Annotated in this window: 19 protein-coding genes; 9 read left to right on the top strand and 10 right to left on the bottom strand. The window is 67.0% G+C overall.

The genetic code is table 11. The annotated features are described in order from the left end of the window. Window positions 1-33: 33 nt before the first annotated feature. The gene (locus EH199_RS05300) at window positions 34-3,780 is read left to right on the top strand and encodes a hypothetical protein (protein WP_124808224.1); all 3,747 of its coding nucleotides are present in this window, start codon (window positions 34-36) and stop codon (window positions 3,778-3,780) included. Further along, entirely contained in the window at window positions 3,777-4,430 is a 654-nt protein-coding gene (locus EH199_RS05295; protein WP_124808223.1) for a hypothetical protein, read from the top strand. The genes EH199_RS05300 and EH199_RS05295 overlap by 4 nt, the downstream gene beginning before the upstream one ends. 950 nt (window positions 4,431-5,380) lie before the next feature. Here EH199_RS05295 and EH199_RS05290 read toward each other — a convergent pair. Together EH199_RS05290 and EH199_RS05285 are read right to left on the bottom strand one after the other, a co-directional pair. Continuing rightward, window positions 5,381-6,223 (bottom strand): class III extradiol dioxygenase family protein, encoded by an 843-nt coding sequence (locus tag EH199_RS05290; protein ID WP_124808222.1) that lies wholly within the window; start codon window positions 6,221-6,223, stop codon window positions 5,381-5,383. Beyond that, a complete protein-coding gene (locus EH199_RS05285; RefSeq protein ID WP_124808221.1) occupies window positions 6,223-6,633 on the bottom strand; it encodes a protocatechuate 4,5-dioxygenase subunit alpha in 411 nt (136 codons plus the stop codon). The genes EH199_RS05290 and EH199_RS05285 overlap by 1 nt, the downstream gene beginning before the upstream one ends. Before the next feature lie 186 nt (window positions 6,634-6,819). On the opposite strand from EH199_RS05285, the gene EH199_RS05280 reads away from it, so the two are divergent. After that, a complete protein-coding gene (locus tag EH199_RS05280) occupies window positions 6,820-7,197 on the top strand; it encodes a hypothetical protein (protein ID WP_223806479.1) in 378 nt (125 codons plus the stop codon). Between the two features lie 68 nt (window positions 7,198-7,265). Here EH199_RS05280 and EH199_RS05275 read toward each other — a convergent pair whose 3' ends face one another. Continuing rightward, entirely contained in the window at window positions 7,266-7,952 is a 687-nt protein-coding gene (locus EH199_RS05275) for a response regulator (protein ID WP_124808219.1), read from the bottom strand. Continuing rightward, entirely contained in the window at window positions 7,949-9,523 is a 1,575-nt protein-coding gene (locus tag EH199_RS05270; protein ID WP_223806478.1) for an ATP-binding protein, read from the bottom strand. Before EH199_RS05270 ends, EH199_RS05275 begins: the two co-directional genes overlap by 4 nt. Window positions 9,524-9,618: 95 nt before the next feature. Between EH199_RS05270 and EH199_RS05265 the strand changes: the two genes are divergently transcribed. The 3 genes from EH199_RS05265 (at window position 9,619) to EH199_RS05255 (ending at window position 13,482) form a co-directional block, all read left to right on the top strand. After that, window positions 9,619-10,971 (top strand): ATP-binding protein, encoded by a 1,353-nt coding sequence (locus tag EH199_RS05265; protein WP_223806477.1) that lies wholly within the window; start codon window positions 9,619-9,621, stop codon window positions 10,969-10,971. Window positions 10,972-11,045: 74 nt separating this feature from the next. Next, complete coding sequence (locus tag EH199_RS05260; protein ID WP_124808217.1) at window positions 11,046-12,941, top strand: potassium transporter Kup; 1,896 nt, start codon at window positions 11,046-11,048, stop codon at window positions 12,939-12,941. A 196-nt stretch (window positions 12,942-13,137) separates the two neighbouring features. After that, window positions 13,138-13,482, top strand: a complete 345-nt coding sequence (locus EH199_RS05255) for a hypothetical protein (RefSeq protein ID WP_124808216.1) — start codon at window positions 13,138-13,140, stop codon at window positions 13,480-13,482. Between the two features lie 82 nt (window positions 13,483-13,564). On the opposite strand, the gene EH199_RS05250 is transcribed toward EH199_RS05255, so the two are convergent. Next, window positions 13,565-13,888: a hypothetical protein gene (locus EH199_RS05250; RefSeq protein WP_124808215.1), complete on the bottom strand. Its 324-nt coding sequence runs from the start codon at window positions 13,886-13,888 to the stop codon at window positions 13,565-13,567. Window positions 13,889-13,978: 90 nt separating this feature from the next. Between EH199_RS05250 and EH199_RS05245 the strand changes: the two genes are divergently transcribed. From EH199_RS05245 to EH199_RS05235, 3 genes are read left to right on the top strand one after another with little or no spacing between them, the layout of a single operon-like run. After that, the gene (locus tag EH199_RS05245; RefSeq protein ID WP_124808214.1) at window positions 13,979-15,028 is read left to right on the top strand and encodes a nitronate monooxygenase family protein; all 1,050 of its coding nucleotides are present in this window, start codon (window positions 13,979-13,981) and stop codon (window positions 15,026-15,028) included. A gap of 28 nt (window positions 15,029-15,056) precedes the next feature. Next, window positions 15,057-16,376: an amidase family protein gene (locus EH199_RS05240; protein WP_124808213.1), complete on the top strand. Its 1,320-nt coding sequence runs from the start codon at window positions 15,057-15,059 to the stop codon at window positions 16,374-16,376. Beyond that, window positions 16,376-17,038, top strand: coding sequence for a trimeric intracellular cation channel family protein (locus tag EH199_RS05235; protein WP_124808212.1), 663 nt, complete (start codon window positions 16,376-16,378; stop codon window positions 17,036-17,038). Before EH199_RS05240 ends, EH199_RS05235 begins: the two co-directional genes overlap by 1 nt. Before the next feature lie 23 nt (window positions 17,039-17,061). Here the strand turns inward: EH199_RS05235 and EH199_RS05230 are convergent, their stop codons facing one another. The 5 genes from EH199_RS05230 to leuC form a co-directional block, all read right to left on the bottom strand. Beyond that, on the bottom strand, window positions 17,062-18,060 hold the full coding sequence (locus EH199_RS05230) for an NADPH:quinone oxidoreductase family protein (protein ID WP_124808211.1): 999 nt from the start codon (window positions 18,058-18,060) through the stop codon (window positions 17,062-17,064). 136 nt (window positions 18,061-18,196) lie between these two features. Next, the gene (gene leuD / locus EH199_RS05225) at window positions 18,197-18,799 is read right to left on the bottom strand and encodes a 3-isopropylmalate dehydratase small subunit (RefSeq protein WP_124808210.1); all 603 of its coding nucleotides are present in this window, start codon (window positions 18,797-18,799) and stop codon (window positions 18,197-18,199) included. A 45-nt stretch (window positions 18,800-18,844) separates the two neighbouring features. Then, window positions 18,845-19,012 carry an LPXTG cell wall anchor domain-containing protein gene (locus EH199_RS05220; protein ID WP_124808209.1) on the bottom strand — a complete coding sequence of 56 codons (168 nt, stop codon included), beginning with the start codon at window positions 19,010-19,012 and terminating at the stop codon, window positions 18,845-18,847. A 56-nt stretch (window positions 19,013-19,068) separates the two neighbouring features. After that, window positions 19,069-19,578, bottom strand: a complete 510-nt coding sequence (locus EH199_RS05215; protein ID WP_124808208.1) for a DNA-deoxyinosine glycosylase — start codon at window positions 19,576-19,578, stop codon at window positions 19,069-19,071. A 12-nt stretch (window positions 19,579-19,590) separates the two neighbouring features. Further along, a complete protein-coding gene (gene leuC / locus EH199_RS05210; protein ID WP_124808207.1) occupies window positions 19,591-21,021 on the bottom strand; it encodes a 3-isopropylmalate dehydratase large subunit in 1,431 nt (476 codons plus the stop codon). Window positions 21,022-21,066 lie beyond the last annotated feature (45 nt).

Genomic DNA, 21,066 nt, shown 5'->3' with positions numbered 1-21,066 from the left:
ATCCGCCGGCTGTCTTATTGGAGTGAGCTTGCCATGACCACGATGGTAACCAGCATCCGGCTTCAGGTCGAAGGCGGCCCGGGCTTCGTTGGTCAGATGAAGGACATGCGCGCTGGCGTAACCGGTGTCGCCGAAGCGGAAAAGGCTGCGGCGGCGGTGGCGGGGCAACTGGCCAGCGCCACCAATGCGGTAGCGCAAACGGCGCAGGGCGCGGCAGCCGGACTGGCGCGCGTCATCAGCGCGGCCAATGAAAATACGGCGGCGTTCGGCCGGGCGGCGGCGGCCGGCGAACAGTACGCGTCGATGGCCGCGCAGCTGCGCGCCGAACTCGACCCGATGTTTTCGGTGCAGCAGCGGTTCGATCAGGAATTGCAGCGCGCCGAAACCCTGTTCCGTGCCGGCGCAATATCGTCGCGCGAATATGCGGCGGCGCAACGGCTCGCCAACGACAATCTCAAGGCCGGCACGGCGGCCATCTTCCAGACCAGCGCCGCGCATGATCTGCTCAACAAGAACCTTGGGCTGGCCCGCGCCGGATGGCAGAGCGTCGGTTTCCAGCTTCAGGACGTGTTTGCGTCCTATGCGTCGGGCGCGAAGCTCTCCACGATCGCGGCACAGCAGATCGGACAGCTTTCGTCGGCGATTTCCATGGTCGCGCAGGCGAGCGAAGGCGGCAGCAGTGCAATGGGCCGCTTCGCCTCATTCATGGCCAGCGGTTGGGGCGTGGCGGTCGGCGTCGCCGTCTCGCTGGCCGCCGCACTGGCCAACGCCATCTTCACCAGCGGCAAGGAAGCCGACACCACGTCGGTAAAGCAGCGGGCGCTGGCCGAAGTCCTCAACGACACCAAGGCTTCCTACGAGGAAGTGACCAAGGCGATTGCCGATTACGTCGATCAATCGGCCAAGGCCAACCAGACCACGCTTCAGACCATCCAGCTTGAAGCGCAGGGCATCAAGACCCGCCTCGAATCCGCGATTGCGCAGCGCCGGCTGACACAGGCGATGCTGGAAGCTGCGATTGCGCAGGAGAAGATCGACAGCATCCGCTCGCAAGGTCCGGGCCAGCGCGGCGAACTAGGCACGCTTGCGCTCGATGTTTCCAGCAATCGCGTGGCCGGGCTGGAGCAGCTTCTTGCCGGCAACAACGCCTCCATCGCGAAGGAAATGGAGGCTGCGCGCGCTGTCACGATCAAGGCGGCCGGCGCGATTGCCAGCATCAATGCCGATCCAACGGCGCGCATTCGCGCGGGCTTCGATGAATTGCGCCGAACGGCGCGGGATACGATCCCCGACATCGACAAGCTCACGGCGCGCCTGACGCAGCTGAACAAGGCCGAAGCGGCACAGCTTGAAGCCGAACGGAAGACCGGCAGGAAGCGGACTGACCGGTCCGCCCTTGCCGCCGCGCGACTGGCGCAGCGGCAGGCCGAATTCGGTGAGGATACCGACAAGGCGCTTTCGGCCCTGCGCGACCAGTTCACCGACACCCCGGCGCAGGTTCGCAAGGTCAATGCAGCGCTGCTGCAACTGCGCGACATCAAGTCGGATATCGATCGCCGGCCCTTGCTGCCCGGCTCGGAAAAGCTCAACAGCGATATCGAGCAGTTGGGCGATGTCATCCGCGACAGCCTCAACAAGCCGTTCGAGGACTATCTCCAGAAGGCGCGGGAAAGCGCGCAGATCGACGAATTGCTTGCCGCTGGCAAGGACGACCAGGCCAAGGCCCTGCAAGCCATTCTCGGCATCCAGCGCGAACAGGACCCGCTCAACCGGGCACAGCTTCAGGTCGTTCTTGAAACCGTCGAGGCGGAACGTCGCCGCTCGCTGGTGCTGCGCGATCAGCGGGCCTTGATACAGGCGAATGTCACTGCGGTGCAGGACATGCGCGGCGCGCTGAACCAGACGGTCGCGGACGCTCTGCGCGGGCGCTTCTCCGTCAACAATATCCTGTCGTCGTTCGCGAATTCCTACGTGAACCTGACTTCGCAGCGGATCGTGGAGCGCATGTTCGGCGACACGCTGCGCGCGCTGGAGGATCAGGCCAGCGGGCAATCCAAGGTCGATACCGCTGGCACGGAAATGGCCGCCGCAATGGGCAAGGGCACGGCGGCCGTCATCGACTTCGCCGAAGTCTTGAACGAGGTCGGCAGGAAGATGGCGCGCGGTTCGGCGGTCGGCACGTTTCAGGACGCTTTGGGCGACACCATTGGCGGGGCTGGCAACGCCGTTTCATCGACCTTGCAGGGCTTTTTCAGCGGCCTTGGCGACAAACTGCGCGAGCAGATCGCGAACGACAATCCGATTGCCGATGCGCCGATCACCGTTGTCGGCAAGCGGACGGCGAAGCTGGCTGGTGAGACGCCGGGGAACATCCTTGTCGATATGGCGAGTTCGTTCCTGGGTAAGCTGGGCCTCGACATTCCGGCGAAGCTGTCGGACAGCCTGAAATCGACGTTCAACAAGCTGGAAACCGCCTTGCCGAATGCGCTGGCTGGCGCATTCACGGGCGCTTCGGCCAGCCGCATCATTCTTGGCGATCGGGGTACGGGCGGTTCGATCGGCAGCGCCATCGGCGGCGCGCTGGGTGGCAAGTTGGGCGAAAAGGTTCTCGCTGGCGGTCTTACCAGCATCGCGAAGGGCTTGGGCAGCTTTGCGGGGCCATTGGGGTCCATCCTTGGCGGCGTTGTCGGCGGGCTGCTGGGCGGCGCGTTCAAATCGACCACCAAGGGCTATGCCGTCGTCACCAATTCGGGCGTCAGTTCCGGTGGCAACAACAACGAGTTGGTGCAGCAGGCCGCGACCAGCGGTTCGGGGCTGCAATCGACGATCAACCAGATTGCCCAGCAATTGGGCGCGAGCGTCGGCAACTATTCGGTCTCGATCGGCAAGCGCTCCTCGGGCTGGATCAGTGTGTCGGCGTCCGGTTCGTCGCAGGTTGCCGACAAGAGCTGGAAACAGGCCAACGTCGGCGGCGACCTGATCTATGACGGCAAGGACGAGGCGGCGGCCATTGCCGTTGCGATCAGCAACGCCATTGCGGACGGCGCGATCAGCGGGATCAGCCAGAAGGTGCAGGCCGCGCTGCTGTCCACCAAGGACATCGACGGCGCCCTACGCGAAGCGGTCAAAGTGCAAGACCTTGAACTGGCGCTTGGCGGTGTGCAGGCTGCGCTGGAAAAGGAGTTCCGCACTTTCGAGCAGACGGCCAAGGATCGGCTGTCGCTGGCGCAGAAGTACGGCTTCGATATCGTCGAGGTCGAAAAGCTCAACGCCAAGGAACGGCTCGGTCTCTCCGAAAAGCTGCTGAAGGAACAGGTCGGTTCGTTGCAGGACCTGATTACCGAGATGACCAGCGGGAGCCTATACGAGGGCAGTGCGGTCGATCAGCGCAAGGCCCTGCTTGCGCAGATCGAGACAGCCAAGGCCGATGTCGCGGCCGGCGTCGAAGGTTCGGCCGACCGGCTGACGTCACTCTACCAGCAACTGAACAGCGTATCCAAGGATGTCTTCGGTTCCACCGGCGGCTTCGCGGCCGACCGCGCTGCCATATTGGACGGTGCGCAGCAGGCCGTTAACCTCGCCAAAAGCCAAATTGCCGACGCCCAAAAGGCCACCGACCCCGCGCTGAAGGAAACGAACACGCAACTGGATGAAGTCAACGGGCAGTTGGCAAAGCTGGTGGCCGGGCAAAACGCCGCGCTGGCATTTCTGAATAAGGTTGCGGCGAACTCCAACAAGCCGGACATGGAATGGGTTAAACAACTAGCGTACACTATATGAAGCAGAACCCTGAAAGCACCCGCACCGCCACGATCACGCTGACACCGGGATCGGTCTACACCCATGCCTCCGGTATGCAGAGTGCCATCACGGACAACGACGTGCGGCAGCTTGTGGCGGCATATAATCCTGTTGCCGATCCCGCGCCGATCGTTGCCGGAAAGCCGAAGCTGGACGATCCCGCCTATGGCTGGGTCAAGTCGCTGGCCTACCAGAATGGCAAGATCGTCGCGCAGATCGGGAATGTCTATGACAAGTTCGCGGCGGCGGTGCGCGCCGGTCTCTATTCGGCAGTGAGGGCAAGCCTCTATCCGCCGACGAGCGACAACAATCCCTCGCCCGGTGCATGGTATCTCAAGCACATTTCCTTCGAGGGGATGGATGACAGCGGACTATTGCGCCGGCCGCTGGCGTCGTTCGGTGCGCAAGAGCGGTTGTGCAGCGAGGCAACGGTGGATTTGCCGGCCAAGGTCCTGTCGTTTTCCGAAGCCAGCGGGACGCGATGGGAGGAAGTGCCGATGATGAAGATACCGCAGGGGCATAGCGTCCATGCGGGCGACGCGGAGACCTATCGGCGTGCCATGGCCTACATGGCGGACAACCCCGGCGTCAGCATCATCGAGGCTGCGAGGCGTGTGGGGCGGCGGTGAGGTTGAAAGGGGCTTGAATGACCGTTTATCGGGCGTTTCAAAGGCCACTGCACGCAGGCGGTGAATTGCTTGTTGAGGCCGGTAGCCCTATGTCGCCGGCTGCGACGCGCGTGACACGGTGAACCTTGCGGCCGTAGCACGCAGCCGAACAGGCTGTGGAGCGCATGTGAGGGGTGCAAGTCCTCGCCGCGCGTCGTTGCCTTCAGCGCCGATAATGATGATGTCGCTTCCCGTCATCGGCAGCGCGGCTGGACAATGCGGCCCGAAACAGAAATCCCGTCCCGATATGTCCGCGTTTCATTCCGCTATATCCCGGCAAAATGTCGCAGCGTCATATTCTAATCCCGTGTCTAGAGCGTGTCCGCTGTCACGGACAGGGGACCAGGCCCATGCCATAGCGCTTTACGAAAGTGCTAACCGTGTCGTGTCGGTACAATTCAAATTTCATTTTGGATGTTACGGCCGGTAACGGATAAGAAACCATGAAACGAGCAAGGCCGGCCGCAGCACTGAAGCGGATCGGCGGGGATCTGCAACACCGTGACGGACACAGACCACCATTGCAGGGCGCCAGCCACCCATCTGTTTGGTGGGGGAGAGCAGGCAAACCACCACACCCGGGCCATCTCGTTGAAAGCCCAGGACAATTTCACGCGGCATTTCGCGGAGAGCTTTGCTTCCGCGATGACCCAGACGCGCAACGATCGCACCAAGGTGCCATCGGACCGCTAGGCCAGAAGGCTCTTTTCGCACCGATTCGCCGGGCCGGGTGTGCGCGGCATCACAGCCGCCGACGCCGAGGCGCGTCACCCGCGGCGCGACAACCTCTGGACCGCTGCCCCCCGCCCGCGAGGAGAAGGGAGCAGCGGCGGAAAATCGCCATCGGCGTGGCACAGGTGACGACGATGCCCGGACGAACGGACGGCGGCCCTGACGAGCCGGCGTGCGGCTCAGGCCGGCTCCAGCACCAGGCTGGCGGCAGCGGTATTGCTGATCGGAATGTGGTAGTTCCGGGTGACTTCGCTCAGCGGACCATCGCCTAGCGCCCCCCGCGCGGCGATCCAGTTGAGTATCTCTACCCCCTGCGTACCGGCCAGTTCGGCCACGTCCTCGGCCGAATGGCGCGTCAGCGCATCGGGATCGGCCGCGAGATGATCGAGGCAGAAGCGATCGTAGTCGGGGTTCATGAACCCGGCGCGCGGGCCGTCGAGCTGGTGCGAAAGGCCGCCCGTGCCCACCACCAGCACCCGCTCCGCCCCTGTCCACGAACGCAGCGCCTTGGCCACCGCGCGGCCCAGCGCCAGGCAGCGTTTCGGCGATGGCAGCGGATACTGCACAGTATTGATGGCGATCGGCACCAGCCGGATCGGCCAGGCCGGCGCATCGGGATAGACCAGCTCGAAGGGGATCGACAACGCATGGTCGACCAGCATCTTCTGGCAAGTGGTGATGTCGAACTCGGACGCGACGAGTTCCTCGATGATGTGCCAGCTCAGCTCGGGGTGGCCGGTGAAGCTCTTGTACACCGGCAGGCCCCAGCCTTCGTCGGCGTTGTCGTAGGACGCCGCCGCGCCGACCGCGAACGTGGGCATCTTGTCGAGGAAGAAGTTCAGCCCGTGATCGTTGTAGAACACCACGGCCACGTCCGGCTGGGCTTCGGCAAGCCAGGCACGGATCGGGGGATAGCCATCGAAAAACGGTTTCCAGTAGGGCTGCTGCTGGTCTCCGCGCACGATCGCGCCGCCGATGCCCGGCACGTGGCTGGTGAAATAGCCGCCGACGATGTCCGCCATCACGCGTTCTCCATACCGGTGGAAACGACCATGTCGGGCGCGATCTTGGCGCGTTGCGCCACGAGGTGCGCCTTGAAATCGTCAAGGCTCATTCCGGTCTGGAGCGAGCCGAGATCCTGCACGTTGAGGCCGAAGATGCCGGCCAGCTTGGCCAGATAATAGACGTTGCCGCCGGCTTCGATCATCGCCAGCACATCGCGGTCCGCCACCGCCTTGCGCTGTTCGGGCGTCAGCGCGAACTTACGGCAATAGCCGTCCTCGTCGGCGCGGAACGCCTCGCGGTTGGCAGCGTCGTTGAACGAATAGCACATTGCATTCAGCGCGAAGCCGCGCCGCGCCATGCCGCCATCGAAAAGGGTGGTGCCGGGGATGGGCGGCCGCCGCCGCACTTCCGCACTCGCCATGGTCATTGTCCTGCTCTCCCGGATCTGGGTGTTGCTACCTTCCCGACAGATTCGGACCCTAAGGCGACAAGGCCGAATTGCTTTGACTCATATCAATCCCGTGAATCCGGCCCGGCGAAACCGAAGCGCGAACAAAGTTACGTAACATCCTTGCGCAAACGCGCCGCGCGTGGTTACTCTGCGCGCATGGCCATGACCAACGCCGAGCGCCAGCGGCGCTACCGACAGAAGCTGAAAGCCCGCGCCTCGGGCGATGCGGTGGCCGATCAGGTGCGCGGCGCGATGGATCGCGCCATCGATGCGCTGTGGGCCTATCACGAACGCCCGGCGCCCAGCGGGCTGCGCTGGTCCGATATCGACGGCTGCACGACGCTGGCGGAATACCGGCTGGAACTGGAAGACGCGCAGGGCGCGCTGCTCACCGCCTGCCGGGCGTTTCTGCCGGATTTCGACGGCCTGAGCCGCGAAGAAGCGATCGCCGTGTCCGCCGTGATCGAGATCGCCGAAATCATCGGCGCGATCCCCCCGCAGCCCCGGACCTTGCCGGAAGAACCGCTGCCCGAGGACTGACGCGCGCCCGAGGACTGACGCGCGCCCGAGGACTGACGCGCGCCCGAGGACTAACGCGCGAACGCCGGTCAGACGACCAGCCGGTAGCCCACGCCCGGTTCGTTGCGGATGAGCGAGGGCGCACCCGATGCACCGTCCTCCAGCTTGCGGCGGATGCCCCGCGCGGCCACGCGCAGGTATTCCACATCCTCCTCATGCCCCGGCCCCCAGACCGCGCGCAGCAGGTGGGCGTGCGTCACCACCTTGCCGGCATGGACCGCCAGTTCGGCGAGCATCGCATATTCGCGCGGGGCAAGGTGCACTTCGTGGCCGTCCCGGCGCACGATCCGCGCCAGCAGGTCGATCTCCACCCCGCCCGCGCGCACGTTGCCGGTGACCGCGCCGGGCGCGGCGCGATGACGCAGCGCGGTGCGCAGGCGAGCCAGCACCTCGTCGAGATCGAACGGCTTGGTCACGTAATCGTCCGCGCCCAGATCGAGCGCCGCCACCTTCTCCGCCGTGGCATCGCGCGCGGAGAGTATCACCACCGCCGCCCCCGCACCGCGCAACAGCGGCACCAGTTCCAGCCCGTCGCGATCCGGCAGGCCCAGATCGAGCAGAACCGCCTGCGGCCCGACCTCGGCCAGCGCGGCCAGCGCCTCGCGCGCGGTTGCGGCCTCGAACGGCTGGTAACCGGCCGCGGCCAGAGCCGAGACGAGCAGCGCGCGGATCGGCGCATCGTCCTCCACGACCAGCAGCGGGACGGGATCGGTCATGCCATCTCCTCCTCCGGCGCCCCGGGCGCGCGCACGAGATGCGGGGGAATATGCAAGGCGAAGCGCGCGCCCTGCCCGTCGGCGCGGTTGCCCGCGCGCACCATCAGACCCATCGCTTCGGCAAACCCTTTCACGATCGCCAGCCCCAGTCCCGATCCGCCGGTGCGATCAGACCCTTCCAGCCGCGTGAACATGGCGAACACGCGCTGCTCCTCGCCCGGCGGCAGACCGGGGCCGCTATCCTGCACGGAAAGGACAAGGCCGCCATCCGCCGCCGTCTCCGCCGCCACCGTGATCGTGCCGCCCGGCCCGCCGTGCTTGGCCGCGTTGTCGATCAGATTGATGAGGCAGTGATGGAAAAGCTGCGGATCGAGCAGCGCCAGCGGCAGGTCATCGGGCATGGCCACGGCGATCCGGCGCGCGCCCAGCACCGGCCGCAAGTCCTCGATCGCGCTGCCGGCGGCCTCGGCCAGATCGACCAGCTGCACCATCCGGTCCAGCGCGCCGGTCTCGATCCGCACCATGTCGAGCAGATTGGCAACGAAGCGATTCAGCCGCTCCGCCTCGGTCCGCGCCGCGGCAAGCTGCGCTTCCTGTTCGGGCACCGCCGCGCGCATCGCGCGCAGGGTGGCCAGCACGGTGGTCAGCGGGGTACGCAGATCGTGGCTGACCGACGAGAGCAGCGCCGCGCGCAACCGGTCGCGCTCCTGCACCTCGCCCAGCGCGCGCGCCTCCTCCTCCGCCACGATGCGCGACAGCGCCAGCCCGCACTGGTCGAGCAGGCTGCGCAGCAGCAGCGCCTGGCCGGGGTGCAGCGGCTCCCCCGCGTCGGCGCGGCCCACGCCCATCACGGCCACCGCCCCGGCCGGGCCGATCACGGGATGGAACAGCCATTCGGACGCGGTCAGGGTTTCGGAGCCGGGACCGGCGGGCACGGCGTTGTCAAAGCACCACTGCGCCGCCGCCATCTCGATCAGTTCGATGCGGTGCTGCGGCGGCGATGAGGCGCGCAGAACCAGGCCATGGTCGCCCGCCTCGGCCGGGGCGCGCACCAGCACGATCGTCCGCACATCGAACAGGCGCGCCACCTCCTCTGCCGCCACGCTCCACACATCGTCGCGCCGGCTGAGCCCGGTGAGCCGGCGCGCGAAGCCGGCCAGCGCGGCGTTGCGATCGGCCCGCGCTTCCGCCAGCATCGCCTGCTCCCGCACTTGCGCGGCAAGCTGGCTGCCGACCACCGCCACTCCCAGCAGGATCAGCAGCGTGATGAAATGCTCGGGATTATCGACCGACAGCGTGTGCGTGGGCGGGATGAAGAAGAAGTTGTACGCCAGCGAGGAGGCGAGGCCCACGACCACGCCCGTCGCCAGCCCGTGCCGCGTGCCCGCGTACATCACCGGAATCAGATAGAGCAGCCCGATGTCCGTGCTGTTCCCCCGCGCGAACAGCACGCCGCCGATCAACGTAACCAGCGCCACCAGCGCGAAGGACACGAGATAGCCGGTGCCGCTGCCCCAGCGCCCCTCGCGCCGGTGGGGGTCGTGGCTTTCGGGGATGGACAGGTCGCTCACCCGCGCTGGATGCGCGGCTTCGGAGCGCTTGTCGAGTGCGCGAACGGCCCCACGCCGCAATTGACTTGGCCGGCGCATGATGACAGCGGTTGGCCATGCCCGGCGCGCATGACCGGGCGGGAGAGGCGATCATAGCGAGCACGCTCTTCGGCAAGGCAATGATCCGGCTGCGGTCGCACCGGCTGGTCGGCTATGCCATGGTCCTGCTGCTGGGCATCGCCGCAGTCCAGGCCGTGGCCAGCCTCGCCTTCTACGAAACGATCGACCGCGAAACGATCCGCGAGGACCACGCCCGCCGCGTGGCGGAGCTGCTGGTGGTCAGCGAACGGCTGCACGCGATCGATCGCGATGCGCCGGCCACGATCATGTCGACCAGCCACCTGCAGGCGGGCGTCGCCTCCTCACCCGCCGTCCGGCGCCAGGGCGAAGCGCGCGCGGCGGTGGACATCCGGCGGCTGGTGCTGGCGTGGGAGCCGGCGCTGGCCGGACGCACCCTGCTACTCGATGTGGTGAAGGGGCCGCGCGGGCAGCGCGATCTGGTGGGATCGATGCGGCTGGGCGACGGCGCCTGGCTCAATTTCCGATCGCCTGATGTCGCTTCGGGCTGGGCGGTGGCGCTGCGGGCCACGATCATGACCCTGCTCGCCACCGTGCTCTGCGTGGGGGCCGGGCTCTATGCCTTGCGCGCGCTGATGCGGCCGCTGGCGCAACTGGCGCGCGCGGCGGACGCCATGGCCCATGGCCAGCCCGCCGCGCTGCGCGAAAGCGGACCGGCGGAACTGCGCGATCTGGCCCGCTCGCTCAACGACATGCAGGCCCGCATATCGGGGCTGGAAACCGATCAGGCCAAGTCGTTCGAGGCGATCAGCCACGATCTGCGCACCCCGCTCAGCCGGCTGAAGATCGCGTCCGATTTCGTCGACGACAGCGACATTTCGCGCATCGTCAGCTCCAGCACGGAGGAGATGGAGGCGATGCTGATGTCGCTCCAGTCGTTCCTGCGCGCGCAGCACATGACGGCGGACGCGGCGGAGGTCGATCTTGTCGCCATGGTGCGCGATCTGCTGGCATCGCTGCCGGGCGAAACCCTCCTGGAAGCGCCGCCCGTGGCGCTCGCCCGCACCTATCGCGAACCGCTGCTGCTGGCGCTGACCCCGCTGGTGGAAAACGCGCTGCAATATGGCGAGCGGGCGCGGGTCACGATCAGCGGGCAGGACAGTCACTGGCGAATCGAGATCGCCGACGACGGCCCCGGTATTCCGGAAGACTGCTTCGACGCCGTGCTCGATCCCTTTTTCCGTCTCGACAGTTCCCGTGCGCGCAACACCGCCGGCTTCGGGCTGGGCATTCCCACCGCACACCGCCTGCTCCAGCGCTTCGGCGGCCGGCTTTCGTTCCGCAACGGCGGGCCGGGGCTGATCGCCTGCGTCGATGTGCCGACCGCATAGCGCCGCGCGGATCGCCATAAAGAACCCGTAAAGTCCGTGGTATGCCTGCATCGACGCGACTAACGGGCCGACCCATGGACGAATCCGGAAATTCTTCGCAACACGGCGCGCATCCCAACGAGGGGCTGGCGACGCTGGCGGTAGGTGCCATCGGCGTGGTGTTCGGCGACATCGGCACCTCGCCGCTCTATGCGCTGAAGGAAAGCTTCATCGGGCACCATCCGCTGGCCGTGGACCGGGCGCACATCTTCGGCGTGCTGTCGCTGATCTTCTGGACGATGATGCTGATCGTCACGATCAAGTACGTGTTCGTGATCCTGAAGGCCGACAACAAGGGCGAAGGCGGCAGCCTGGCGCTGCTGGCGCTGATCGGCCGCCGCATGGAAGCCGGGCGCTGGAGCGTGGGGATGACGGTGCTGGGCCTGATCGCCACGGCACTGTTCTACGGCGATGCGATCATCACGCCGGCGGTTTCGGTGCTGTCCGCCGTCGAAGGGCTGACCGTGGTCCACGAAGCCTTCGCCGAACTGGTGCTGCCGATCTCGATCGCGATCCTGATCGTGCTGTTCGCCATCCAGTCGCGCGGGACGGCGGTGGTCGCCCGCCTGTTCGGCCCGGTGATGCTGGTCTATTTCGCCGTGCTGGCGGTGCTGGGCGTGGCCAACATCGCGCAGGCGCCCGAAGTGCTGGGCGCGGTCAACCCGATCCATGCGCTGCGCTTCTTCCTGATCGATCCGGCGCTCGCCTTCCTCGCGCTCGGCTCGGTGGTGCTGGCCGTGACGGGGGCCGAAGCGCTCTATGCCGACATGGGCCACTTCGGCCGCAAGGCGATCATGGTGGCGTGGCTGTGGGTGGCCTTCCCCTGCCTGCTCATCAACTACCTCGGCCAGTCTGCGCTGTTGCTCAAGAACCCGGCCATGGTGGAAAACCCGTTCTTCCTGATGGCGCCGGACTGGGCGCGGCTGCCGTTGGTGATCCTGGCCACGCTGGCCACGATCATCGCCAGCCAGGCCGTGATTTCGGGCGCGTTCTCGATCTCGCAACAGGCGGTGCAACTGGGTTTCCTGCCGCGCATCCGCATCCGCCACACCAGCGCGAGCGCGGCCGGGCAGATCTACGTACCGCTGGTCAACTGGCTGCTGCTGGCGCTGGTCATCCTGCTGGTGCTGAGCTTCCGCACATCGAGCAACCTTGCCTCCGCCTATGGCATCGCGGTGACGGGCACCATGTTCATCACCGCCTGCATGCTGGGCGTGCTGACGTTCGCGGTATGGAAATGGCACCCGGCCATGGCCACGCTGGTCACCGGCGCGTTCCTGATCGTCGATGGCGCCTATTTCGCCTCCAACGTCACCAAGATTCCCGATGGCGGCTGGTTCCCTTTGCTGGTCGCGGCGATCACCTTCACGCTGCTGTCCACCTGGGCCACCGGGCGACGCATCGTGCGCGACCGGCTGGCCGAGGACACCATGCCGTTCGACCTGTTCGTTGGCTCGGTCGTGGCGAAAGTGAAGCGCGTGTCCGGCACCTCGGTCTTCCTTGCCTCCACCGCCGATGGCATTCCGCCCGCGCTGCTCCACAATCTGAAGCACAACCACATCCTGCACGAACGCGTGGTGATCCTGACCGTCGTGACCGAGGGCGTGCCGCATGTCCCGGCGGAAAAGCGCCGCGAACTGGAAGACCTGGGCCACGGATTCTACCGCATGATCGTGCATATCGGCTTCATGGACGAAGCCGACCTGCCGGCGGAACTCGCCGTCGAGGATCGCGCCGGCGGTCCGTTCAAACCGATGGAGACAAGCTGGTTCCTGGCCCGGCAGACGCTGATCCCGTCATCGCGCCCCGGCATGGCGATCTGGCGCGAAAAGCTGTTCGCATGGATGGTGCGCAACGCCGAAAGCGCGATGCAGTTCTTCCGCCTGCCATCAAACCGCGTGATCGAATTGGGCAGCCAGCTCGAAATCTGACGCACGCGCCTGCCGCCATGTAAAAACGTGTCACGCAAACCGCGTGGTCGTGCGTCGAAACGGCTGTATTCCGGTATCCCCAAACCGACGATCCGGATGTAATCGGCATACATCCGTTCCCGGCCAATCGCCCGATTGATGCCCCCGGACCCGCCCCATAGAATCAGGGTCAATCACGGGAACCGGGGATCGTTTCATGAAGAAAATAGTTGTCGTTCTTGCTGGTGTCGTTCTGCTGGCGGGCTGCTCCGAAGCCAAGAAGGACGCCACGGCTTCCAGCGCTGCCGGCGAGAGCGCAGCCGCGAGCAAGCCCGCTGACGGCATGACCGGCGTTGCCGAATGCGATGACTATCTCAACAAGGTCATGGCCTGCATCAAGGACAAGGTGCCGGAAAGCCAGCGCGCGGCGATGGAGCAGGCGATCCAGCAGTCGAAAGCCTCGTGGGCTTCCATCCAGGACAAGGCGGCGCTCGCGCAATCGTGCAAGGCCGCTTCGGAACAGGCCAAAGCAACCTATTCCGCGATGGGCTGCAAACTCTGACCCCCCGACGCTGGACAACAGCGCACGCCTGACCCTGGAAGGCCCGGTGCTCCCCCGCACCGGGCCTTATTTTGCGGCCGTCTCAGAATGCGATCCGCACGCCGGCCATCACGCGGTTGCTGGGCACGCCGCCGATCTGCTGACCGTCGGTATGCACGTCCACTTTCACGCCCGGCGCGATCTCCTTCTCGGCAACGGGGGGCGGGTCTTCGCTGAACGTGTCGGGCAGCGGCCGCACCCGATACTTTTCGCGATCGTTCGCGGCGCACACCACGATCTCGCCATTGCGGCCGGGGCGGCACGAACCACCTGGCTCCGCCGGCTTCACGGTGGCAAGATCGAAGACGTTCTCCCGCGTGCTCGCGGTGCGCTCGATCTGCACGGGCGGCGCATCGATGGCCGGCATAGGCACCCTTTCAGCGACGACGATCTGGCATAGACCAGCAGCGTGACCAGAATATGGCGCGCCACCAAGCGATAGCCTAAGCTCCCGTCCATGACCGGACTCGTCGCGCAGCTGGGCTTGGCCCATCCCATCATCCAGGCACCGATGGCGGGCGTCTCCACACCGGCGATGGCGGCGGCGGTCAATGCCGCAGGAGGCCTCGGCTCGATCGCCGTCGGCGCGACCGACGCGGACGGCGCGCGGGCGATGATCGCGGACCTGAAGGCCCGCACCGACCGCCCGTTCAACGTCAATGTCTTCGTCCACGCGCCGGCCGCGGCCGATCGCGCGCACGAGGCGGCGTGGTGCGCCGGGCTGGCACCACTGTTCCGTGAATTCGGCGCGGAATCGCCGACCGCGCTGCGCGAGATTTACCGCAGCTTCGCCGAGGACGACGCCATGCTGGCCGCGTTGGTGGAGGCACGCCCCGCCGTGGTCAGCTTCCACTTCGGCCTGCCCGGAGCGGACCGCATCGCCGCGCTGAAACAGGCCGGATGCCTGCTGCTGGCCAGCGCCACCTCGCTGGCCGAAACGGATGCGGCGCGCGTGGCGGGCATTGATGCGGTGGTGGCGCAGGGGTTCGAGGCCGGCGGGCATCGCGGCATGTTCGATCCCGACGCGCCGGACGAGCAACTGGGCACGCTGGCGCTGACCCGCCTGCTGGCACGGCGCGCGGGCCTGCCGGTAATCGCGGCGGGCGGCATCATGGACGGCGCCGGTATCCGCGCCGCGCTGGCGCTGGGCGCGGTGGCGGCGCAGCTGGGCACCGCGTTCGTCGGCTGCCCCGAAAGCGCGGCCGACGCCGGCTACCGCACGGCGCTGGCCGAAGGACGGCCGACCGTGATGACCCGCGCCATCTCCGGTCGCCCTGCGCGCGGTCTGGCCAACCGCTTCACCACCTGGGGGGAAAGCTGCGGCCTGACCGCTCCGGCCTATCCGATCGCTTACGATGCCGGCAAAGCGCTGAACACGGCTGCCAAGACAAGGGGCGAAGCCGGCTTCGGCGCGCAATGGGCCGGACAGGGCGCTCGCCTTGCGCGGACCTTGCCGGCGGGCAAACTGGTCCACACACTGGCCGAAGAATTGCGGCAGGCGGGTTGACCGCGGAACGGACAAACGAGGGAGAGCAATGGTTCCGAAACTGACAGACGAACCCGGCGTAACGGCGCTGGCAGCCATGATCGCGCGCGGCGCCTTGTCACCGCTCGAAGCGGTGGACGCCGCGATCGCGCGGATCGAAGCGCTGGACGGGGCGATCAATGCGGTGGTCGTGCGCGATTTCGACCGCAGCCGGGACCGGGCGAAATTGCTGACCGCAACCGGCCCGCAAGGCGATCAGCCTCTGTTCGGCGTGCCGATGACGATCAAGGAAAGCTTCGACGTGGACGGCCTTCCCACCACCTGGGGCCTGCCCGCCTGCCGCGATTATGTTGCGCCGCGCGATGCCGCCGTGGTGCGGCGGCTGAAGCGCGCAGGCGCGGTTTTGCTGGGCAAGACTAACGTGCCACCCTACCTCGCCGACTGGCAATCCGCCAACGAGGTCTATGGTCGCACCGTGAACCCGCACGATGCCGGGCGAACACCGGGCGGCTCCTCCGGCGGGGCCGCTGCGGCTCTGGCAACCGGCATGGTGCCAGCGGAATACGGCAGCGACATCGGCGGATCGATACGCGTGCCGTCGCACTTTTCGGGCGTCTGGGGTCACAAGACCACGTGGGGGGTGGTGACATCGCAGGGGCAGGAGTTCCCCGGCACCGACGGGCACGACATCGCCCTCGGCGTGGTTGGCCCCATGGCGCGGAACGGCGAGGATCTGGCGCTGCTGCTCGACGTGACGCTGGACCGGCCGCTGGTCCGACGCGAGCGCGCCATCGACGGCGCGCGCTTCCTCTATCTGGAGGATCACCCGCTTTGCCCGGTGGACGACGCCGTGCGCGCGCCGATCGAGGCCGTGGTCGAAGCGCTGGAAGCGGCGGGTGCGGCGGTGGACCGGCGCAGCGCGCTGCTGCCCGATCTGGCCGAGCAGCACGACACCTACATGCGAATGCTGCAGATCGCGCTGTTCAAAGGCGCTCCGGGGCCACAAGGGCAGGTAGCAAGTGCGGCCGACTGGTTTGCGCTGTGCGATGCGCAGGCCCGCAACCAGCGGGCGTGGGCCGCGTTGTTCAACAGCTATGATTTCGTCCTGATGGCGCCCAGCGCCGTGCCCGCCTTCCGGCATGACGATACGCCGATGCCGCAAAGGACGCTGCTGGTGAACGGCGCGCCCGTTTCCGTCGATGCCGTGCTGGCCTATGCCGGGACGGCGACATTTCCCGGTCTGCCTGCCACCGTGCTGCCTGTAGGCGCTGCCGGGCACCTGCCGGTGGGGATGCAGGTAATCGGCCCGAGCCACGCGGACCGGGGCTGCATTGCCATGGCCATCGCGATCGGCCAGTTGCTGCGCTGATGCCTCTCCCCGCCGTTTCCACCATCGCCTCCCCGATCCTGGCCGCGCCCGCGCTGCCCGCGATTCTCGGCTTTCTCGATCTGGCCGGGATCGCAGTGTTCGCGCTGACCGGCGCGCTGCTTGCGGCGCGGTTGCGGCAGACCTTCGTCACCATGGCATTCTTCGCGCTGGTGACGGGAGTGGGCGGCGGATCGGTGCGCGACCTGCTGATCGGCGCGCCGGTGTTCTGGGTGCGCGATCCGTCGGTCGCCCCGGTGTGCTTCGTGGTGGCGCTGGTGGCGTGGTTCACCCCGCACCGCTGGTGGGAAGGGCGCGCGCTGGAATGGGCGGATGCCGCCGGACTGGGCGCCTATGCCGTGCTCGGCACCGTCAAGGCGCTGGCCTATGGCGTCTCGCCCGTGCCAGCGATGATGATGGGCGTTATCACCGGCTGCGTGGGCGGGATCATCCGTGACGTGCTGGCCGGCCGCCCTTCGATCCTGATGCGGCCCGAGCTCTATGTAACCGCGGCAGCACTTGCTTCCGGCCTTTGCGTGCTGGGCCGGATCGCGAGCCTGCCCGACGGGCTGGTCTGGCCGGTCGCCGCGCTGGCCGGTTTCGGCCTGCGCGGCGCGGCGATCCACTGGAAGCTGGGCATTCCAGCCTATGGAAGCCGGCGCTAGGGTCGGGAGCCTAGCAGGCCACGCTATTCCGTCGTCACCACGACCTTGCCCACGGCCTGCCGGTTTTCCAGCACAGCGATCGCTTCTCCACCCCTTTCCAGCGGGAAGCGCGCGGAAACGCGGGGATTGATCTTGCCCGCCTTGAGCATGGCGAAGAGTTCGGCCACCTGCTCCGCGAACTTCTTCGGCTCGCGCGCGGTGAACGCGCCCCAGAACACCCCGCACACGTCGCAGGACTTGAGCAGCGTCAGGTTCAGCGGCAGACGCGCGATGCCGGCGGGGAAGCCGACGACCAGGAAGCGGCCTTCCCACGCGATCGAACGCAGTGCCGGTTCCGAATAATCGCCGCCGACGATGTCGTAGATCACGTTGGCGCCGTTGGGGCCGCAGGCCGCCTTGAACTTTTCGGCAAGATCCTTCGACTGCGCCTTGTCGAACGGCGGGCGGCCATAGATCACCACATCGTCCGCACCCGCCTCGCGCGCGACGGCGGCCTTTTCCTCGCTCAAAACGGCCGCGACCACGCGCGCGCCGAACGCCTTGCCCAGCTCGATCGCGGAAAGGCCCACGCCCCCCGCCGCGCCCAGCACCAGCAGCGTATCGCCCGCCTTGATATGGCCGCGATCGACCAGGCCGTGATACGTCGTGCCATAGGTCATCAGCAGCGACGCGCCGGTGGCGAAATCGACGCCATCGGGCAGCGGGAACAGCCGGCCGACCTCGACGCGGACCTTCTCGGCCAGGCCACCGTTGCCAACCATGGCGATCACGCGGTCGCCCACCTTCCAGCCGGTCACGCCTTCGCCCACCGCGTCGATCACCCCGGCCAGTTCCCCGCCCGGCGCAAAGGGCCGTTCCGGCTTGAACTGGTAGAGATCGCGAATCATCAGCGTATCGGGGAAGTTGATCGAGCAGGCCTTCATCGCCACCACGACCTGCCCCGCGCCCGGCACGGGATCGGACACATCGTCCAGCGTCAGCGTTTCGGGACCGCCAACGGCGTGGGTGCGCAAGGCCTTCATCGGTATCTCCCAATTCCATTCGTTGCCGGATGCGGAAAGGCCGTCCGGTTCTCGCCCGCCCATGCAAGCAAGTTTCACCAGTGAAGGGAAGAGGGTTTAAGCGATCCGTTAAACGAACCCGACGTCCAGCCGCAAATCAGGCCGCGACGCCGGTTCCCCGCGCCAGAAACGGACGTTCAGCCTGCACGGTGCTCTCGAACGCCGAAATCGCGGTATCGCGCGCCAGCGTCAGCCCCACTTCATCCAGCCCGTTGATCAGGCAATGCTTGCGGAACGGATCGATCTCGAAGCGGAAACGATCCTGGAACGGCGTGGTCACCGTCTGCGCTTCCAGATCGATGTGAATCGGATCGGTCTTCGCCACTTCCAGCAGGCGATCGACCTGTTCCTGTGGCAGCACCACGGTGAGGATGCCGTTCTTGAAAGCGTTGCCCGAGAAGATGTCGGAGAACGATGGCGCGATCACCGCCTTGATGCCAAGGTCGAGCAACGCCCAGGCCGCGTGTTCGCGGCTGGAACCGCAGCCGAAGTTGTCACCGGCGATCAGGATCGGCGAGCCGGCGAACTCGGCGCTGTCGAACAGGTTCTCCGGGTCTTGCCGCAGCGCTTCGAACGCACCCCGGCCCAGCCCGTCCCGGCTGATGGTCTTCAACCAGTGGGCGGGAATGATGATGTCGGTATCGACGTTCTTGCGGCCGAACGGGATCGCCCGTCCGTCAATCTGGCTGACCGGTTCCATAGCGCCGCTATACCTACGCGGGCGCGCCCCGCAAGACCCGAAACGTCAGTCGGTTTCGACGGGGTCCGCCGGGGGCGTCGGCTTCGCCTTGCCCGCCTCGGCGCTTTCCTTGCGCCGCGAGGCATAGAGCAAAGCCGCCGCCAGCGCCGCCGATCCGATCGCCGCGCCCGCCATGGCCGCCTTGCCGGTCCAGTCCGTCTTCTTCGTCGTCACGAAACCAAACTCCTTGATGCGCGGCCAATGTGACGGACCGTCATCGATTTGCAACCTCACCCCGGCGGATTTTCCGCCAGAAAATCCCGCAGCTTCAACCATTCGGCCTGCTTCTGCGCGAAGGTGACACTGCAATAGGCCGGACTGCTGGACGGAAGCTGAACGAGCGCCACGCGGTCAAGTTCCGCCAGCGCGCGCCGGCCGATCCGCGCGGACGTGGCGCCGTTGAAGGCCACGCAGCGCAGATTCGGCAGGCCGGCAACCAGCGCGGCCAGCGGGTTGGCCTCCGCATCGCGGATCGCACCGTCCAGGCTGCCGCTGCGCCGGGCCGAACCGATCGTGTCCCACAGCCCCACGCCGGCCGCCAGCAGAGCGGCCAGCCGCGCGTCGTAATCGAGCGCGGCAATGTCCTGCCCGATCGCGCCGCCGATCAGGCGCCAGAACTGGTTGAGCGGATGCGCGTAATAGCGCCCGGCAGCCAGCGAGGCCTCGCCCGGCAGGCTGCCCAGCACCAGCACCCGCGTGGCGGGGGACGCGACGGGCGGGAACGACGCCTTGCGGCTCATTCCCCCGCCCCGTCAGACGAGTTCGCGAACGTCCGTGAGATGGCCGGTCACCGCCGCCGCCGCCGCCATCGCCGGGCTGACGAGGTGCGTGCGCGCGCCCGGCCCCTGGCGGCCGACGAAATTGCGGTTCGAGGTGGAGGCGCAGCGTTCGCCGGCCGGCACCTTGTCCGGGTTCATGGCAAGGCACGCCGAACAGCCCGGCTCGCGCCATTCGAAACCGGCATCGATGAAGATGCGGTCCAGCCCTTCGTCCTCGGCCTGCTTCTTGACCAGGCCGGAGCCGGGCACGACGATCGCCCAGCGCACATTATCCGCCTTTTTCCGGCCCTTGAGCACGGCAGCGGCGGCGCGCATGTCCTCGATCCGGCTGTTGGTGCACGAACCGATGAACACGTTCTCCACGGGGATCGAATCGAGCCGCTGGCCGGGTTCGAGGCCCATGTAGGCCAGGCTCGCGCGCACCGCGTCCTGCTTGGACGGGTCATCGAAGCTTTCCGGTGCGGGAACAATGCCGCTGATCGGCAGCACGTCCTCGGGCGAGGTGCCCCAGGTCACGCTGGGCGCAATGTCGGCCGCGTCGATCACCACGACCTTGTCGTACTGCGCGCCGGGATCGGTGGCGAGGCTTTGCCACCAGGCCACGGCCTTGTCCCAGTCCGCGCCCTGCGGCGCATAGGGGCGGCCCTTGATGTAGGCGAAGGTCTTTTCGTCGGGCGCGATCAGCCCGGCGCGCGCACCGTGCTCGATCGCCATGTTGGACACGGTAAGCCGGCCCTCGATCGACAGGCTGCGGATCGCCGATCCGGTATATTCGATGACATAGCCGGTGCCGCCCGCCGCGCGCAGCACGCCGGTGATGTGCAGCACCACGTCCTTGGCCGAAACGCCGGGACGCAGATCGCCGTCCACGCGCACTTCCATCGACTTCGACTGCTTGAGCAGCAGCGTCTGCGTGGCGAGAACGTGCTCGACTTCCGACGTGCCGATGCCGAAGGCCAGCGCGCCCAGCCCGCCGTGGCAGGCGGTGTGGCTGTCCCCGCACACGATCGTCGCGCCTGGCAGGGAAAAGCCCTGCTCCGGCCCGACGACGTGGACGATGCCCTGCTCGATATCGGCGTCCCCGATCAGGCGGATGCCGAATTCGGGCGCATTGCGCTCCAGCGCGGCCAGCTGCGAGGCGCTTTCGGGATCGGCGATGGGAATGCGCCGCCCCTGCGCATCACGGCGCGCGGTGGTGGGGAGGTTGTGATCGGGCACCGCCAGCGTCAGGTCGGGACGGCGCACCGTGCGGCCCGATACGCGCAGCGCCTCGAACGCCTGCGGGCTGGTCACTTCGTGCACGAGATGACGGTCGATGTAGATCAGGCTGGTGCCGTCGTCGCGGCTCTCGACGACGTGGGCGTCCCAGATTTTCTGGTAAAGCGTGCGCGGATTGCTGGTCATGCAAGGCGGTTAGGCGCGCCCCTGCCGCATTTCAAGCGGGAAGAG

Source organism: Novosphingobium sp. LASN5T (genome assembly GCF_003856955.1).
GTDB lineage: Bacteria > Pseudomonadota > Alphaproteobacteria > Sphingomonadales > Sphingomonadaceae > Novosphingobium.
Note: the sequence above shows the minus strand (reverse complement) of the source record. Positions and strands in the feature narration are given on the sequence as shown.

Excerpts from the sequence above, each read along its gene's own strand:
- EH199_RS05300 (WP_124808224.1), top strand. The coding sequence starts at position 34 with ATGACCACGATGGTAACCAGCATCCGGCTTCAGGTCGAAGGCGGCCCG.
- EH199_RS05295 (WP_124808223.1), top strand. The coding sequence starts at position 3,777 with ATGAAGCAGAACCCTGAAAGCACCCGCACCGCCACGATCACGCTGACA.
- EH199_RS05290 (WP_124808222.1), bottom strand. The coding sequence starts at position 6,223 with ATGGCGGACATCGTCGGCGGCTATTTCACCAGCCACGTGCCGGGCATC.
- EH199_RS05285 (WP_124808221.1), bottom strand. The coding sequence starts at position 6,633 with ATGACCATGGCGAGTGCGGAAGTGCGGCGGCGGCCGCCCATCCCCGGC.
- EH199_RS05280 (WP_223806479.1), top strand. The coding sequence starts at position 6,820 with ATGACCAACGCCGAGCGCCAGCGGCGCTACCGACAGAAGCTGAAAGCC.
- EH199_RS05275 (WP_124808219.1), bottom strand. The coding sequence starts at position 7,952 with ATGACCGATCCCGTCCCGCTGCTGGTCGTGGAGGACGATGCGCCGATC.
- EH199_RS05265 (WP_223806477.1), top strand. The coding sequence starts at position 9,619 with ATGCCCGGCGCGCATGACCGGGCGGGAGAGGCGATCATAGCGAGCACG.
- EH199_RS05260 (WP_124808217.1), top strand. The coding sequence starts at position 11,046 with ATGGACGAATCCGGAAATTCTTCGCAACACGGCGCGCATCCCAACGAG.
- EH199_RS05255 (WP_124808216.1), top strand. The coding sequence starts at position 13,138 with ATGAAGAAAATAGTTGTCGTTCTTGCTGGTGTCGTTCTGCTGGCGGGC.
- EH199_RS05250 (WP_124808215.1), bottom strand. The coding sequence starts at position 13,888 with ATGCCGGCCATCGATGCGCCGCCCGTGCAGATCGAGCGCACCGCGAGC.
- EH199_RS05245 (WP_124808214.1), top strand. The coding sequence starts at position 13,979 with ATGACCGGACTCGTCGCGCAGCTGGGCTTGGCCCATCCCATCATCCAG.
- EH199_RS05240 (WP_124808213.1), top strand. The coding sequence starts at position 15,057 with ATGGTTCCGAAACTGACAGACGAACCCGGCGTAACGGCGCTGGCAGCC.
- EH199_RS05235 (WP_124808212.1), top strand. The coding sequence starts at position 16,376 with ATGCCTCTCCCCGCCGTTTCCACCATCGCCTCCCCGATCCTGGCCGCG.
- EH199_RS05230 (WP_124808211.1), bottom strand. The coding sequence starts at position 18,060 with ATGAAGGCCTTGCGCACCCACGCCGTTGGCGGTCCCGAAACGCTGACG.
- leuD (WP_124808210.1), bottom strand. The coding sequence starts at position 18,799 with ATGGAACCGGTCAGCCAGATTGACGGACGGGCGATCCCGTTCGGCCGC.
- EH199_RS05215 (WP_124808208.1), bottom strand. The coding sequence starts at position 19,578 with ATGAGCCGCAAGGCGTCGTTCCCGCCCGTCGCGTCCCCCGCCACGCGG.
- leuC (WP_124808207.1), bottom strand. The coding sequence starts at position 21,021 with ATGACCAGCAATCCGCGCACGCTTTACCAGAAAATCTGGGACGCCCAC.